This window comes from Stenotrophomonas sp. ZAC14D2_NAIMI4_7 (assembly GCF_003086675.1).
In the GTDB taxonomy this organism is placed as follows: domain Bacteria; phylum Pseudomonadota; class Gammaproteobacteria; order Xanthomonadales; family Xanthomonadaceae; genus Stenotrophomonas.
Genome location: NZ_CP025995.1, coordinates 2,708,826 through 2,724,127 on the forward strand (window position 1 = coordinate 2,708,826; position 15,302 = coordinate 2,724,127).

At 66.7% G+C, this 15,302-nt stretch carries 12 protein-coding genes; 8 read left to right on the plus strand and 4 right to left on the minus strand.

Annotated elements, in window-relative coordinates:
• Positions 1 to 9: 9 nt before the first annotated feature.
• Together C1922_RS12465 and C1922_RS12470 are read left to right on the plus strand one after the other, a co-directional pair.
• The gene (locus C1922_RS12465) at positions 10 to 624 is read left to right on the plus strand and encodes a hypothetical protein (protein WP_108750043.1); all 615 of its coding nucleotides are present in this window, start codon (positions 10 to 12) and stop codon (positions 622 to 624) included.
• 98 nt (positions 625 to 722) lie between these two features.
• Positions 723 to 1,148 (plus strand): hypothetical protein, encoded by a 426-nt coding sequence (locus C1922_RS12470; protein ID WP_108750044.1) that lies wholly within the window; start codon positions 723 to 725, stop codon positions 1,146 to 1,148.
• A 55-nt stretch (positions 1,149 to 1,203) separates the two neighbouring features.
• Here the strand turns inward: C1922_RS12470 and C1922_RS12475 are convergent, their stop codons facing one another.
• Positions 1,204 to 2,643: a class II fumarate hydratase gene (locus C1922_RS12475; RefSeq protein ID WP_108750045.1), complete on the minus strand. Its 1,440-nt coding sequence runs from the start codon at positions 2,641 to 2,643 to the stop codon at positions 1,204 to 1,206.
• Between the two features lie 245 nt (positions 2,644 to 2,888).
• Between C1922_RS12475 and purB the strand changes: the two genes are divergently transcribed.
• The 6 genes from purB to lpdA all read left to right on the plus strand — a co-directional run bounded on the left by purB (position 2,889) and on the right by lpdA (position 13,046).
• Complete coding sequence (gene purB / locus C1922_RS12480) at positions 2,889 to 4,256, plus strand: adenylosuccinate lyase (protein ID WP_108750046.1); 1,368 nt, start codon at positions 2,889 to 2,891, stop codon at positions 4,254 to 4,256.
• A gap of 715 nt (positions 4,257 to 4,971) precedes the next feature.
• Complete coding sequence (locus C1922_RS12485; protein WP_108750047.1) at positions 4,972 to 6,378, plus strand: cupin domain-containing protein; 1,407 nt, start codon at positions 4,972 to 4,974, stop codon at positions 6,376 to 6,378.
• Between the two features lie 3 nt (positions 6,379 to 6,381).
• Positions 6,382 to 7,284: a GNAT family N-acetyltransferase gene (locus C1922_RS12490; protein ID WP_108750048.1), complete on the plus strand. Its 903-nt coding sequence runs from the start codon at positions 6,382 to 6,384 to the stop codon at positions 7,282 to 7,284.
• Between the two features lie 186 nt (positions 7,285 to 7,470).
• Positions 7,471 to 10,302 (plus strand): 2-oxoglutarate dehydrogenase E1 component, encoded by a 2,832-nt coding sequence (locus C1922_RS12495; RefSeq protein WP_108750049.1) that lies wholly within the window; start codon positions 7,471 to 7,473, stop codon positions 10,300 to 10,302.
• Positions 10,303 to 10,343: 41 nt separating this feature from the next.
• A complete protein-coding gene (sucB, locus tag C1922_RS12500; RefSeq protein WP_108750050.1) occupies positions 10,344 to 11,546 on the plus strand; it encodes a dihydrolipoyllysine-residue succinyltransferase in 1,203 nt (400 codons plus the stop codon).
• A gap of 63 nt (positions 11,547 to 11,609) precedes the next feature.
• On the plus strand, positions 11,610 to 13,046 hold the full coding sequence (gene lpdA / locus C1922_RS12505; RefSeq protein WP_108750051.1) for a dihydrolipoyl dehydrogenase: 1,437 nt from the start codon (positions 11,610 to 11,612) through the stop codon (positions 13,044 to 13,046).
• A 112-nt stretch (positions 13,047 to 13,158) separates the two neighbouring features.
• Here the strand turns inward: lpdA and C1922_RS12510 are convergent, their stop codons facing one another.
• The 3 genes from C1922_RS12510 to C1922_RS12520 all read right to left on the minus strand — a co-directional run bounded on the left by C1922_RS12510 (position 13,159) and on the right by C1922_RS12520 (position 15,218).
• A complete protein-coding gene (locus C1922_RS12510) occupies positions 13,159 to 13,422 on the minus strand; it encodes a hypothetical protein (RefSeq protein WP_108750052.1) in 264 nt (87 codons plus the stop codon).
• Positions 13,419 to 13,631, minus strand: a complete 213-nt coding sequence (locus C1922_RS12515) for a hypothetical protein (RefSeq protein WP_108750053.1) — start codon at positions 13,629 to 13,631, stop codon at positions 13,419 to 13,421. The genes C1922_RS12510 and C1922_RS12515 overlap by 4 nt, the downstream gene beginning before the upstream one ends.
• Before the next feature lie 156 nt (positions 13,632 to 13,787).
• Positions 13,788 to 15,218, minus strand: a complete 1,431-nt coding sequence (locus tag C1922_RS12520) for a replicative DNA helicase (RefSeq protein ID WP_108750054.1) — start codon at positions 15,216 to 15,218, stop codon at positions 13,788 to 13,790.
• Positions 15,219 to 15,302 lie beyond the last annotated feature (84 nt).

Sequence of the window (15,302 nt, forward strand, 5' to 3'; positions counted from 1 at the left end):
GAAACTGTCATGAACCTGCTGCGCCTGCTGCCCGCTACCCTGCTGTGCCTGCCGCTGATGGCCTGCGGCGGGACGTCCCCATCGTCCACCACCGACAGCGCCGGCAAAACCGTGGCCGAGGCCAGCAGCACGGTGGGCAAGGAGATCAAGGACGCCACCGACAAGGCGCGCCGCGAGATCGCCCAGGGCAACATCAAGATCTCCGGCAAGGGCCAGGCCCGTGCCGAGATCACCCCGGACGGCCGCCTGCTGATCGGCGGCACCGAGTCGCCGACCAATGAAGCGCAGCGGCGCCAGCTGCAGGAATACCGCGGCCACATCGCCGGCATCGCCAGCGACGGCATGGACATCGGCGTGGCCGGTGCGCGGCTGGGCGTCAATGCCGCCGGCGAAGCCCTGAAGGGCGTCTTCAGCGGTGACAGCGAGGGCATCGAAAAGCGCATCAACGACGAAGCGGCCAAGATCGAAGCCCAGGCCAAGCAGCTGTGCAACCGCCTGCCGGCGATGCTGGCCAGCCAGCAGGCGCTGGCACGCGACCTGCCGGCTTTCCAGCCCTACGCCACCATGGACCAGAGCGACGTGGACGACTGCGGCAAGGACGACGTAGTCGTGCGCGCGCCCTGAGACATTTCGTCGCACCCGGCCGGCAGCGCCCCCGCGTTGCCGGCCGTCGTGGCCGGGCGGGATTACACTAAGCACCCCGTTTGCCCCGATCGACCGCCATGAAGAAGCTGTTTCTGCTGCTGACCGCCCTGCTCTGCCTGGGCCTGGCCGGCTGCGACCAGGAGTACCGCAACCACCGCGCCGAACGCGGCAAGCCGAAGATTTCGGTCAGCCAGACCATGGTGACCGTGCGCCGCCAGCCCGCGCCGAACATCATCATCCTGGCCGACGGCACGATGAAGATGGACGAGATCCAGATTCCGCTGGACGACACCCAGCGGCAGATGCTGCAGACCATGTTCGGCAAGCTGCAGGTGCTGCGCCAGAACACCCTGGTGGCCGCCCCGGCCGACCCCAACATGCAGCCGGTGAAGATCCAGCCGCCGGAAGGCCTGGAGGTCATCCCCGCCGATCTGGTGCAGACCATCCCCGAATTCAAGGATTACACCGACACCTTCGGCAACATCGTCGCCGACCGCCGCTGAAACGAAAAACGCCGCCCCAGGGCGGCGTTTCCCGTTTACGTACGCAACCGGACGATCAACCGCCGGCGCCCCCACCACCGGCCTGGATGCCACCGGCGGTCAGCGCGGTCGGATCCAGCAGACGGCGCAGCTCGGCCTCGTCCAGGCCGCTGTCCTCCAGCGCCACATCCAGCACCGGGCGCTGTTCCTTGTAGGCACGCTTGGCAATCGCCGCGGCCTTCTCATAGCCGATGATCGGGTTCAGCGCGGTCACCAGGATCGGGTTGCGGGCCAGCGCTTCGGCCACCCGGTCCTCGCGCACCTTCAGCCCGGCGATGGCGCTGTCGGCCAGCAGGGTGGACACGTTGGCCAGCAGGCCGATGCCATCGAGCAGGTTCACCGCGATCAGCGGCAGGGTCACGTTGAGCTGGAAATTGCCGGTCTGCCCGGCCACGGTGATCGCGGTGTGGTGGCCGATCACCTGCGCGCAGGCCATCACGGTCGCCTCGGGAATGACCGGGTTGACCTTGCCCGGCATGATCGAGCTGCCCGGCTGCAGCGCCGGCAGCTCAATCTCGCCCAGCCCGGCCAGCGGACCGGCATTCATCCAGCGCAGGTCGTTGGCGATCTTGATCAGGGCCACCGCCAGCGCGTTGAGCTGACCGGACAGTTCCACCGCATCGTCCTGCGCGGCCAGGCCTTCGAACTTGTTGTCGGCGCTGTCGAACTTGAACCCGGTCTGCTGCTTGAGGGCCTTGGCCACCTGCGCGCCGAAGCGCGGGTCGGCATTGATGCCGGTGCCGATGGCGGTGCCGCCCAGCGGCAGGCGGCGCACGCGCTTGAGGCTGTCCTCGATGCGCTCCTGCGCCGAGGCCAGCTGCGCCGACCATGCACCGAACTCCTGCTCGAAGGTCAGCGGCATCGCATCCATCAGGTGGGTGCGGCCGGTCTTGACCACCTTGCGCAGGCTGCGGCCCTTCTTGTCCAGAGTCCTGCGCAGGTGCACCAGCGCCGGCAGCAGCTGCTCGTGCACGGCCAGCACGGCCGACACGCGCAGCGCGGTCGGGATCACGTCATTGGAGCTCTGGCCCTGGTTGACGTGGTCGTTGGGATGCACCGCGGTCTTGCCCGCCTTGCCGGCACGGTTGGCCAGGGTGGCAATGACCTCGTTGGCGTTCATGTTCGACGAGGTGCCCGAGCCGGTCTGGTAGACGTCGATCGGGAAATGCGCGTCCCAGTCACCGGCCGACACTTCGGCGGCGGCCACCTGGATGGCCTTGGCGACGACCTTGGGCAGGTGGCCCAGCTCGGCGTTGACGCCGGCGGCGGCGCCCTTCACCAGGCCCAGGGCACGGATGAAGCCGCGCGGCATGCGCTGGCCCGACACCGGGAAATTCTCGACGGCGCGCTGGGTCTGCGCGCCCCACAGGGCGTCAGCGGGCACCTGCAGCTCGCCCATGCTGTCGTGTTCAATACGGAACTTCGCGGTTCCACCTTTGCTTGCAGCTTTGCTCATTGCATCGACTCCGCACTACTTCTGTTGGGGAAAGGGAAGCGGCGGCTGGCAGCGGGTCGCTTCCCGGGGCTGGCGGCTGTGCCAACGATACTCCCTTGTCCGCAGCAGGGGACAACGCCGATGGACCGCAGCGTCCGGTCGCACCGTCTGATCGGTAGCGCCGGGCCATGCCCGGCGAGCGCGAAGCGCGGCAGCCCGCAGCGTCGTAGAATATGGCCCCCGCCGCTCGCCCCAGCCCTGCCGACATGTCCGATTCCGCCCTGCTCGCCCTGTCCCCGCTCGATGGCCGTTATGCCGGCAAGGTCGATGCACTGCGCCCGATCTTCTCCGAATATGGCCTGATCAAGGCCCGCATCACGGTCGAGGTCGAGTGGCTGCTGGCCCTGGGCGCCGAGCCGGGCATCGTCGAACTGGCGCCGTTCTCCGAGGGCGCCATCGCCCGCCTGCGCGCCCTGGCCGCTGGCTTCAGCCCGGCCCAGGCCGCGCGCGTGAAGGAAATCGAGCGCACCACCAACCATGACGTCAAGGCGGTGGAGTACTTCATCAAGGAACAGCTGAAGGACGACGCTGAGCTGGCCCCGGCGCTGGAATTCGTGCATTTCGCCTGCACCAGCGAAGATATCAACAACCTCAGCTATGGCCTGATGCTGGAACAGGCCCGCCGCGAAGTGCTGTTGCCGAGCCTGGACGGCATCGCCGCCACCCTGCGCACCCTGGCCCATGCCCAGGCCGCACAGCCCATGCTGTCGCGCACCCACGGCCAGACCGCTTCGCCCACCACCCTGGGCAAGGAGCTGGCCAACGTGGTCGCCCGCCTGGAGCGCCAGCGCCGACAGATCGCCGCGGTGGAACTGACCGGCAAGATCAACGGTGCGGTGGGCAACTACAACGCGCACGTGGCCAGCTACCCGGACGTGGACTGGCCGGCGTTCGCCGAGCGCTTCGTTACCGGCCTGGGCCTGGTGTTCAACCCGTACACCACCCAGATCGAGCCGCACGACAACGTGGCCGAGATCGGCGATGCGGCGCGTCGCGCCAACATCATCCTGATCGACCTGGCCCGCGACATCTGGGGCTACATCTCGCTGGGCTACTTCAAGCAGCGCCTGAAGGAAGGCGAAGTGGGCTCGTCGACGATGCCGCACAAGGTCAACCCGATCGATTTCGAGAATGCCGAGGGCAACTTCGGCATTGCCAACGCGCTGTTCGAACACTTCAGCGCCAAGCTGCCGATCAGCCGCTGGCAGCGTGACCTGACCGATTCCACCGTGCTGCGTGCGCTGGGCACCGCGTTCGGCCACAGCCAGGTGGCGCTGGATTCGCTGGCCAAGGGCCTGGGCAAGCTGGAAGTGAACCCGCAGCGCCTGGATGCCGATCTGGATGCGGCGTGGGAAGTGCTGGCCGAGGCCGTGCAGACGGTGATGCGCCGCCACGGCCTGCCCAATCCGTACGAGCAGCTGAAGGCACTGACCCGTGGCCAGGGCATCACGGCCGAGTCGATGCGTACGTTCGTGCAGGGTCTGGAGCTGCCGGCCGATGCCAAGCAGCGCCTGCTGGACATGACCCCGGGCAGCTACACCGGCCTGGCCGAGTCGCTGGCGAAGAAGATCTAAGGGGTTCCTTTGCGGCGGCGGCCGCGGGCGCTGCCTGCGGCAGGCAACAGCAACTGCAACTGCAACTGCGATCCGGGCGCTGGGTTGCTGCGAGCTGGGTGGGGCGGGTTGGGTTCGCGGGGGACGCCGTGAATCCGTCCATGGAGGCTTGGCAGCCGCATCCATGCGGCTGACACCCCCGCGAACCCAACCCGCCCCACCTCTGACAGTTTCCCGGTTGCGGATCGAAGAGCGTTGGGTTGTCGGGACGGAATTTGAAAGAGGGACGCGGCTTCGCCGCGTCCCTCTTTGTTTTGGGCTCTTTGTAGAGTCGAGCCATGCTCGGCTGCTTCTGCTCAGTCGAGCAAGCTCGACGCTACGCGAGCAAGCGCAGCGCGCGAGCCGCTGTTGCCTTTGCTTTTCTTCTTCTCTTCCGTGGCGGGCCGCGCAGGAAACTGTCAGGGGCCGGGTGGGTGGGCTGCGCGGGGGTGTCCGCGGCATGGATGCCGCGGCCAAGCCCCCATGGACGGGTTAACGGCTTCCCCCGCGCAGCCCACCCGCCCGGCCAAGCGCGGCTTTTGCCGTTGAACCCAGTCCCCGCCACGAGGGGCTCCGCCGTTGGCCGGAACCCCGCGACAAACCATCGCACGTGCGCAATCCCGGCGAACGGCGGACAATGGAGACCTTGGCGGCCCGCCGCGCCGCCCCTCCCGTTTTCCGCTGCAAGGATTCCCCCATGGCCGCCCGCAAATCCTCCGCTCCGCTCATTGAAGTCACCGCCCGCCCCGGCAAGCCGCTGGGCATGGCCCCGGCCACCTTCCTGCGCGACTTCTGGCAGAAGCGCCCGCTGCTGATCCGCAACGCCTTCCCCGATTTCCAGACCCCGGTGCAGCCGGAAGACCTGGCCGGACTGGCCTGCGAAGAAGGCGTGCTGGCGCGCCTGATCCAGCATGACAAGGCCCAGGACAGCTGGCGCGTGCGCAGCGGCCCGTTCCAGGAAGACGTGTTCCCCGCCCTGCCCGACCACGACTGGACTCTGCTGGTGCAGGACGTCGACAAGTGGGACAAGGATGTGCGCGCACTGATCGAGCACTTCAGCTTCCTGCCGCGCTGGCGCATGGACGATGTGATGATCAGCTTCGCCGCCACCGGCGGCTCGGTCGGCGCCCATGTCGACCAGTACGACGTGTTCCTGCTGCAGGCCCACGGCCACCGCCGCTGGCAGATCGATGCCAGCGAATCGATCAAGGGCAAGCGCCCGCCGCTGGGCTTCCGCCCGGACGTGGAACTGAAGCTGCTGCAGGTGTTCAAGCCCACCCACGACTGGGTGCTGGCGCCGGGTGACATGCTGTACCTGCCGCCGAACGTGCCGCACCACGGCGTAGCCGAAGACCCCTGCCTGACGTTCTCCTTCGGCATGCGCGCGCCGTCCTCGGCCGAGCTGATCAGCGACTACCTGGACACCCTGATCGCCGATGCCGACGAGAACATCCGCTACCAGGATGCCGACCTGAAGGTGCCGGCCGACCCGAACGAAATCGACACGGTGGCGATGGCCCGGGTGATCACCGCGCTCAACGCCATCCGCATGAACGACCCGGACAAGCTGGGCGACTGGTTCGGCCGCTTCATCACCACCTACCGCGCCGCCGGCGAAGTGATGGCCCACCAGGCCACGCCGGCGCCGGAAGAAGTGGTGCAGGCGCTGGCCTCGGGCCTGCTGCTGCAGCGCCACCCGTGGGCGCGCCTGGCCTGGCGCCGGGCCAAGCGCGGCGCCAGCCTGTATGTCAGCGGCCAGGATTTCGCCCTGCCCGTCAAGGACGCGCAACGCCTGGCGGGCGCCGAACAGCTCGATGCCGCCGCCTATCGCGGTCTGTCGGACAAGGGCCGCGCGGTGCTGCAGCAGCTGCTGGTCGGCGGCGTGTTCCAGCTCATCGACCCGAACGAGGTCTACTCCGACGAAGATGAGGACGAGAACGACGTGCTGGGCGAAGTGGTGGAAGGCCACGACCAGGTCGCCGAACTTGACGACGAGGTCGTGTCCGACGATGTCCACACCGTGACCGTCCACGACGACGGCATCGAGGTCATCGTCAACTTCGAGGACCACGACGAAGACGACAGCGACGCCGGTCGCGCCTGAGCCATGGCCACGATCCGGGTCCAGCAGGTCAGCCACGCCGACGCCCACGTCGCCATCCACGACGTGCGGCAGCGGGTATTCGTACAGGAACAGGGCATCGCCGCCGAACTGGAGCGTGATGCACTGGACCCGGTCTGTGCCCACGTGCTGGCCCTGGACGCCGACGGCCAGCCCGTCGGCACCGGCCGCCTGACCCCCGATGGCCGTATTGGCCGCATGGCGGTGCTGGCCAGCGTACGCAACCAGGGCGTCGGCGAGGCCCTGCTGGAGGCGCTGGTGCAGGCCGGTCGCCAGCTCGGCCTGGCCGAGGTGCACCTGCACGCGCAGCTGCCGGCACGTGATTTCTACGCCCGCCAGGGCTTCCTGCCGGAAGGCGAAGTGTTCGAGGAGGCCGGCATCGGCCACCAGCAGATGCGTCGCCGGCTGGGCGTGGCCAGTGCCATCGACAGCCGCGCCGAGGCGGTGGCCATCACCACGGCCATCGTCCACCGTGCGCGCCGCCAGCTCTGGCTGCACAGCCGCCAGCTCGACCCCGGGCTGCTGGATGCGCCGCCGGTGCAGGCCGCCCTGCGCCGCTTCGCCACGGCACGCCACGACAAGCAGCTGCGGGTGATCGTGCACGATGCCGCCGCGATTGCCAGTGCCGGGGCGCCGCTGCTGGCGCTGTACCAGCGCCTGCCCAGCGTGATCCAGTTCCGTGAAGTGAGCGATCCGGTCGACCGCGCAGTGGCCTCGGCCTGCCTGGTCAACGATGCGGGCGACTTCTACTTTCGTCTTATCGGCCACCGCCTGGACGGTGAAGCCGGCGTCGCCCTGCCTGCACGTTCACAGCCGTTCGAGCAGCAATTGCAGCGCGTCTGGGACCGTTCGCGCGAATGCAGCGAACTGCGTGCCCTCGGCATCTGACAGGGCCCACCCGGACAAACCTGTCTGGCACCGACACCGCGGCGCGCGCAATGCCGCCGTTGCTGCCCCATCCCGTGCGGATGGGGGTACAATTTGGCTGTTTGAACGCGCCCGTGCAGGGCTATTCATTTTCCTGCAGGGTCCTTCTGAAGCCATACCCCACAAAGCGAATCAACACCCTCCATCGTGGACAATCAACTGAAGCAGTTTGCGCAATCTTCGCAACTCGCCGGCGGCAACGCCTCCTATGTCGAGGACCTGTACGAGCAGTACCTGGTCTCCCCGGATAGTGTCGATCCCAAATGGAAGACCTACTTCGACGGCTTCAAGGGCCGCGAAGCAGGCGACATTCCGCACTCGGCCGTCATCTCCCACATTGCGGACGCGGCCAAGGATGCGCTGAAAGCCGGCACCGGCAGCGGTGCGGGCGACGAGCGTGAGCGCAATGTCGGTCGTCTGATCACCGCCTACCGTTCGCGCGGCCACCTCGATGCCCGCCTGGACCCGCTGGGCCTGACCAAGCCGGTCAACACCCCGGACCTGGGCCTGCCCTTCCACAGTCTGTCCGATGGCGATCTGAACAGCGAGTTCAGCACCGGCGGCGTGGGCGGCCAGCCGCGCATGAAGCTGCGCGACCTGCTGGCACGCCTGAAGGCGACCTACACCGGCTCGATCGGTGCGGAGTTCATGCACATCGCCGAAGTCGAGCAGCGCCAGTGGATCTACAAGAAGCTGGAACTGGCCGGTGGCAACTACCAGCTGGACGCTGACACCCAGCGCCGCACCCTGGAGCGCCTGACCGCTGCCGAAGGCCTGGAACGCTACCTGCACACCAAGTACGTCGGCCAGAAGCGCTTCTCGCTGGAAGGCGGCGACTCGCTGATCCCGATGATGGACACCATCATCCGCAGCGCCGGCAAGGATGGCGTCAAGGACGTGGTGGTCGGCATGGCCCACCGTGGCCGCCTGAACGTGCTGGTCAACACCCTGGGCAAGAACCCGCGCAAGCTGTTCGACGAATTCGAAGGCAAGTTCGAGCACGACGAGCACGCCTCGGCCGGTGACGTGAAGTACCACATGGGCTTCTCGGCCGACGTGGCCACCGAAGGCGGCCCGGTGCACCTGGCGCTGGCGTTCAACCCGTCGCACCTGGAAATCGCTGACCCGGTCGTGGCCGGTTCCGTGCGTTCGCGCCAGGAGCGCCGCAAGGACACCGCGCGCAAGCAGGTCATGCCGATCCTGATCCACGGCGACGCGGCCTTCTCCGGCCAGGGCGTGGTCATGGAGCTGTTCCAGATGTCGCAGGCCCGCGGCTTCGCCGTTGGCGGCACCGTACACATCGTGGTCAACAACCAGGTCGGCTTCACCACCTCCAACCCGCAGGACACGCGCTCCACGCGCTATGCCACCGACGTGGCGAAGATGATCGCCGCCCCGGTGCTGCACGTGAACGGCGATGACCCGGAAGCGGTGGTGTTCGCCGCACAGCTGGCCTTCGAGTTCCGCCAGAAGTTCGCCAAGGACGTGGTCATCGACCTGATGTGCTACCGCCGTTGGGGCCACAACGAGGCCGACGAACCGGCGATCACCCAGCCGCTGATGTACCAGGTGATCCGCAAGCACCCGACCACCCGCGAGATGTACGCCGAGCAGCTGGAAAAGGCAGGCGTGATCGCCGCCGGCGCCGGCAAGGCGATGGTCGATGCGTACCGCGACAAGCTGGATGGCGGCGAAGTGACCACCGAGCTGGCCAAGGTTGAAAAGACCCCGCCGTCCAGCCCGCTGTTCGTCGATTGGCCGAAGCTGCTGGAAGGCAAGCTGTCCGATCCGATCTCGACCAAGGTCGACAAGGCCAAGCTGCTGGAGCTGGCCAAGCTGATCAACACCGTGCCCGAAGAAGTGCAGCTGCACTCGCGCGTGGCCAAGGTGTACGACGACCGCCGCAAGATGGCCGCCGGCGAGATCCCGGGTGACTGGGGCTTTGCCGAGAACCTGGCCTACGCCACCCTGCTGGACGAAGGCAATGCCCTGCGCCTGGTCGGCCAGGACGTGGGCCGCGGCACCTTCACCCACCGCCACGCGATCCTGCACGACCAGGCCACCGACAACTACTACCTGCCGCTGCGGCAGCTGGTGGATTCGCCGGAAAAGGCCACCGTCATCGATTCGCTGCTGAGCGAAGAAGCGGTGATGGCCTACGAGTACGGCTTCTCCACCACCGATCCCAACACCCTGTGCATCTGGGAAGGCCAGTTTGGTGACTTCGCCAACGGCGCGCAGGTGGTCATCGACCAGTTCATCGCCGCCGGTGAAGCAAAGTGGGGCCGCATTTCCGGCCTGACCCTGCTGCTGCCGCACGGCTATGAAGGTCAGGGTCCGGAACACAGCTCGGCGCGCCTGGAGCGCTTCCTGCAGCTGTGCGCGCTGGAAAACATGCTGGTCGTGGTGCCGTCCACCCCGGCACAGGCCTTCCACATGCTGCGCCGCCAGCTGCACCTGACCACCCGCAAGCCGCTGGTGGTGATGTCGCCCAAGTCGCTGCTGCGCCACAAGCTGGCCGTGTCGACCCTGGACGAGCTGGCCAACGGCGAGTTCCAGCACCTGATCGGCGACGCCAACGCAGACGCCAAGAAGGTCAAGCGCGTGGTGCTGTGCTCGGGCAAGGTCTACTACGACCTGCTGGAAGACCAGACCAAGCGTGGCCAGGACGACGTGGCCATCATCCGCGTGGAACAGCTGTACCCGTTCCCGCGCGCGCTGCTGGCCGCCGAGCTGAAGAAGTACGGCAACGCCACCGACGTGGTGTGGACGCAGGAAGAACCGCAGAACCAGGGCGCGTGGTACCAGATCCGCCACCACCTGCAGTTCTGCCTGGCCGATGGCCAGAACCTGCACTACGCCGGTCGCGCGCGTTCGGCTTCGCCGGCTGCCGGCCACATGGCTGACCACGTGCGTGAACAGCAGCAGCTGGTCGCCGACGCACTGGTCAACCCGTTCAACGACCAGGTCGCTGAATAACTCCTCCCCCTATTTAGAAGACAAACCAGGAAGCTCCCGCAATGGCCACCGAAGTCAAAGCCCCGGTACTGCCCGAATCCGTCGCCGACGGCACCATCGCCACCTGGCACAAGAAGGTGGGCGACGCCGTCAAGCGCGACGAAAACCTGCTTGACCTGGAAACCGACAAGGTCGTCCTGGAAGTGCCGTCGCCGGTCGATGGCGTGATCAAGGAAATCAAGTTCAAGGAAGGCGACACCGTCACTTCCAGCCAGGTCGTGGCGATCATCGAAGAGGGCGCCGTGGCTGCTGCCCCGGCCCCGGCCGCTGAAGCCGCTCCGGCTGCCGCCGCTGCCCCGGCTGCTGCCGCTCCGGCTGCCGCTGCTGCACCGGCCCCGGCTGCCAAGTCGGCTGCCGACAGCCTGCCCCCGGGCGCCCGCTTCACCGCCATCACCGAAGGCGTGAACCCGGCCGACGTGGACGGCACCGGCCGTCGCGGCGCGGTCACCAAGGAAGACATCGTCAACTTCGCCCGCAACGGCGGCGCCGGCAAGGCAGGTGGTGCACGTCCGGAAGAACGCGTGCCGATGACCCGCATCCGCAAGCGCATCGCCGAGCGCCTGATGGAGTCGAAGAACTCCACCGCCATGCTGACCACCTTCAACGAAGTCGACCTGTCCAAGGTGTCGGCTGCGCGCAAGGAACTGCAGGACGAGTTCGTCAAGGCCCACGGCATCAAGCTGGGCTTCATGAGCTTCTTCGTGAAGGCCGCTGCCAACGCCCTGCAGCGCTTCCCGCTGGTCAACGCCTCCATCGACGGCGACGACATCATCTACCACGGCTACTCGGACATCTCGATCGCCGTGTCGACCGAGAAGGGCCTGGTGACCCCGGTGCTGCGCAACGTCGAGCGCATGTCCTTCGCCGACATCGAAAAGACCATTGCCGACTACGCCAAGAAGGCGCGTGACGGCAAGCTGGGCCTGGACGAACTGCAGGGCGGCACCTTCACCGTGACCAACGGCGGCACCTTCGGTTCGCTGCTGTCGACCCCGATCATCAACCCGCCGCAGAGCGCCATCCTGGGCATGCACGCCATCAAGGAGCGTCCGATCGCCCAGAACGGCCAGGTCGTGATCGCGCCGATGATGTACCTGGCGCTGTCCTACGACCACCGCATCATCGATGGCAAGGACTCGGTGCAGTTCCTGGTGGACATCAAGAACCAGCTGGAAAACCCGGGCCGCATGCTGTTCGGCCTGTAAGAGACCTCCCGCCCCTCCGCGTCCGCGCGGAGGGGTTCTGGTATAGCAACAAGGAATAATTCAATGGCTGAACAATTCGACGTCGTCGTCATCGGTGCCGGCCCGGCCGGTTACCACGCGGCCATCCGCGCCGCACAGCTGGGCCTGAAGACCGCCTGCATCGACGCAGCGCTGGGCAAGGACGGCAAGCCGGCCCTGGGTGGCACCTGCCTGCGCGTGGGCTGCATCCCGTCCAAGGCGCTGCTGGATTCCTCGCGCCAGTTCTGGAACATGGGCCACATCTTTGGCGACCACGGCATCAGCTTCAAGGACGCCAAGATCGACGTCGAAGCGATGGTTGGCCGCAAGGACAAGATCGTCAAGCAGTTCACCGGCGGCATCGGCATGCTGTTCAAGGCCAACAAGGTCGCCGCCTACTACGGTTTCGGCGAACTGCAGCCGGGCAACGTGGTCAAGGTCACCCAGCATGACGGTTCCATCGTCGAGCTGAAGGGCACCAACGTGATCATCGCCGCCGGCTCGGATTCGATCGAACTGCCGTTCGCCAAGTTCGACGGCGAGACCATCGTCGACAACGTCGGCGGCCTGGACTTCACCGAAGTGCCCAACCGCCTGGCCGTCATCGGCGCCGGCGTGATCGGCCTGGAACTGGGCAGCGTGTGGAAGCGCCTGGGCGCTGAAGTCACCATCCTGGAAGCGCTGCCGGAGTTCCTGGCCGTGGCCGACGCCGAAGTGACCAAGACCGCTGCCAAGGAGTTCAAGAAGCAGGGCCTGGATATCCGCCTGGGTGCCAAGGTCTCCAAGACCGAGATCACCGGCAAGGGCAAGAAGAAGGAAGTTGTTGTCACCTATACCGACAGCGAAGGCGAAAAGACCCTGACCGTGGACAAGCTGCTGGTGGCCGTCGGCCGTCGCGCCGCCACCAAGGGCCTGCTGGCTGAAGGCACCGGCGTGAAGATCAACGACCGTGGCCAGATCGAAGTCGATGCGCATTGCCACACCGGCGTTGACGGCGTGTGGGCGGTCGGTGACTGCGTGCGCGGCCCGATGCTGGCGCACAAGGGCTTCGAGGAAGGCATCGCGGTGGCCGAACTGATCGCCGGCCTGCCGGGCCACGTCAACTTCGACACCATCCCGTGGGTCATCTACACCGAGCCGGAACTGGCCTGGGTCGGCAAGACCGAAGCCCAGCTGAAGGCCGAAGGCATTCCGTACAAGGCCGGCAGCTTCCCGTTCGCCGCCAACGGCCGTGCCGTGGCGATGATCGAGCCGGCCGGCTTCGTGAAGATCCTGGCCCATGCCGAAACCGATCGCATCCTCGGCATGCACCTGGTCGGCGCCAACGTCTCCGAGCTGGTGCACGAAGGCGTGCTGACCATGGAGTTCAGCGGTTCGGCCGATGACCTGGCCCGCATCTGCCACGCCCACCCGTCGCTGTCGGAAGTGATCCACGACGCGGCCATGGCGGTCAGCAAGCGTGCCATCCACAAGGCGAACTGATCGTTCGCGGGTCGTGCCGGCCGCTGGCCGGCATCACCTGGATACAAAAAACCCCGCCTCGGCGGGGTTTTTTGTTGTCCGTTTTCGTTCAGAGCCGGGCATGGGCTCGGCGCTACACCTTTCCAGCCGGCTTCTTCGGCGGATCTTCGCAGACCCTGTGCCGCACCACCGTCTGGCCGACCTTCCATTCCTTCGTGACCCGGCAGCGCTCCTTGGCTTCGGGTTTCTTCGACGGTGTGGCCGCCGCGGCGTTGGCTTCATCGGCGGCAGCCACCTGCTGCCGCTCCAGCCAAGCCGAGGTGGGTGCCGACGGCGGCGGTTCGGCCAGGGCCGGGCCTGCCAGCAGGGCCAGGCCGAGCATCAGCAGCGCCCTCATGCCGCCACCGCCCGGCCACCCAGCAGCCGTGCCGGCAGCATGAACAGCGCACGCAGGAAGGCAAACAGCGCCGAGAAGGTGATGCCGACCAGGCGGAACGGCAGGCTCAGCAGCCAGACCAGCGGCCACAGCAGCAGGGCCAGGATCGCCAGCGGCCAGCACAGCACGAACAGCAGGCACCACACGCCCAGCGCGAACAGCGTCTTCATGACAGGTCTCCCTTGCGGCGGCACCCTGCCGCCTGGGATCACCTTGGCGCCCTGCCCGTCCGGCCGCAAACGGTTTGCGACGAAACCGGGCTGGGGCTGACGAAACCGCGGGAATCGGCCGGGCATGGCCCGGCGCTACCGTAACGCCCGCAGGGGTTACTCGAACGAACCAACCGAATCGTGGGCGAGGTTGTCGAAGCGGGTGTATTCGCCGAAGAACTTCAGTTTGCACGACCCGGTGGGACCACCACGATGCTTGCCGATGATGATCTCGGCCAGGCCCTTGTCCGGCGAATTTTCCTTGTTGTAGTAATCATCGCGGTAGATGAACACGATCATGTCCGCGTCCTGCTCGATTGCGCCCGATTCGCGAAGGTCGGCCATCACCGGGCGCTTGTCGGTACGCGTTTCCAGCGAGCGGTTCAGCTGCGAAAGCGCGATCACCGGCACGTTCAGTTCCTTGGCCAGGCCCTTCAGCGAACGCGAGATTTCCGAGATTTCGGTCGCGCGGTTTTCGCTGTTGCCCGGCACGCTCATCAGCTGCAGGTAGTCGATCACGATCAGGCCCAGGTCGTGCTCGCGCTTCAGGCGGCGGCACTTGGAACGCAGGATCTCCGGCGACACGCCCGGCGTATCGTCAATGAAGATCTTGGTTTCCTTCAGCATCTTGATCGCACTGGTGACCCGGCTCCAGTCCTCGTCTTCCAGCTGGCCGGTACGCAGGCGCTGCGCATTGATGCGGCCGTTGGAGGAAATCAGGCGCATCGCCAGCTGCGATGCGGACATTTCCATCGAAAACACCGCCACGCCCTTCTTCGACTTGATCGCCGCATACTCGGCGATGTTCAGCGCGAAGGTGGTCTTGCCCATCGCCGGGCGCGCGGCCAGGATGATCAGATCGGTTGGCTGCAGGCCGGCGGTCATCGCATCGAAATCGGTGTAGCCGGTAGGCAGGCCGGTGATGTTGCCGCCGTTCTCGAAGCGGTTGCGCAGCTCTTCGAAGGCATCCTTCAGCGCGCCGGGCATCGCCACGAAATCGGTACGGCCGCGCGCGCCCTGTTCGGCAATGGCGAACACGCTCTTTTCCGCCGACGCCAGCAGTTCACTGCTGTCGCGCCCTTCGGGCTGGAAACCGTCGTTGACGATGTCCGTGCCGACCTGGATCAGCTGCCGCAGCACCGCCTTGTCGCGCACGATCTCGGCATAGGCCACGATGTTGGCCGCCGACGGCGTGGTGCTGGCCAGCTCGATCAGGTAGGCGCCATCGCCCACCAGCTCCATCCTGCCCTGCGATTCGAACCATTCGCCCAGGGTGACCGCATCGAACGGACGCTCGCGCTCGGACAGCTCGCGGATCGCCCGGTAGATCATCTGGTGATCGCGGCGATAGAAGTCGGTTTCGTTCAGCTGGTCGTTGACCCGGTCGTAGGCTTCCGGGGCCAGCATCAGGCCGCCCAGGACCGCCTGCTCGGCTTCCACCGAATGCGGGGGCACGCGCAACTGGTCGATGCGCGAATCGTCACGATCACGATCAAAGCCATCGCCGCGCTCTTTGCGGTTGGAACGGAAGCCGGGACGGGCGGACATGCTGCGGTGTTTCCTGCGAAAGTGGCCGGGGCCAGTGTAGGCATGCACCCACACCGGCGGCCATGGACAACTCTGTGGATAAGC

Excerpts from the sequence above, each read along its gene's own strand:
- C1922_RS12465 (WP_108750043.1), top strand. The coding sequence starts at position 10 with ATGAACCTGCTGCGCCTGCTGCCCGCTACCCTGCTGTGCCTGCCGCTG.
- C1922_RS12470 (WP_108750044.1), top strand. The coding sequence starts at position 723 with ATGAAGAAGCTGTTTCTGCTGCTGACCGCCCTGCTCTGCCTGGGCCTG.
- C1922_RS12475 (WP_108750045.1), bottom strand. The coding sequence starts at position 2,643 with ATGAGCAAAGCTGCAAGCAAAGGTGGAACCGCGAAGTTCCGTATTGAA.
- purB (WP_108750046.1), top strand. The coding sequence starts at position 2,889 with ATGTCCGATTCCGCCCTGCTCGCCCTGTCCCCGCTCGATGGCCGTTAT.
- C1922_RS12485 (WP_108750047.1), top strand. The coding sequence starts at position 4,972 with ATGGCCGCCCGCAAATCCTCCGCTCCGCTCATTGAAGTCACCGCCCGC.
- C1922_RS12490 (WP_108750048.1), top strand. The coding sequence starts at position 6,382 with ATGGCCACGATCCGGGTCCAGCAGGTCAGCCACGCCGACGCCCACGTC.
- sucB (WP_108750050.1), top strand. The coding sequence starts at position 10,344 with ATGGCCACCGAAGTCAAAGCCCCGGTACTGCCCGAATCCGTCGCCGAC.
- lpdA (WP_108750051.1), top strand. The coding sequence starts at position 11,610 with ATGGCTGAACAATTCGACGTCGTCGTCATCGGTGCCGGCCCGGCCGGT.
- C1922_RS12510 (WP_108750052.1), bottom strand. The coding sequence starts at position 13,422 with ATGAGGGCGCTGCTGATGCTCGGCCTGGCCCTGCTGGCAGGCCCGGCC.
- C1922_RS12515 (WP_108750053.1), bottom strand. The coding sequence starts at position 13,631 with ATGAAGACGCTGTTCGCGCTGGGCGTGTGGTGCCTGCTGTTCGTGCTG.
- C1922_RS12520 (WP_108750054.1), bottom strand. The coding sequence starts at position 15,218 with ATGTCCGCCCGTCCCGGCTTCCGTTCCAACCGCAAAGAGCGCGGCGAT.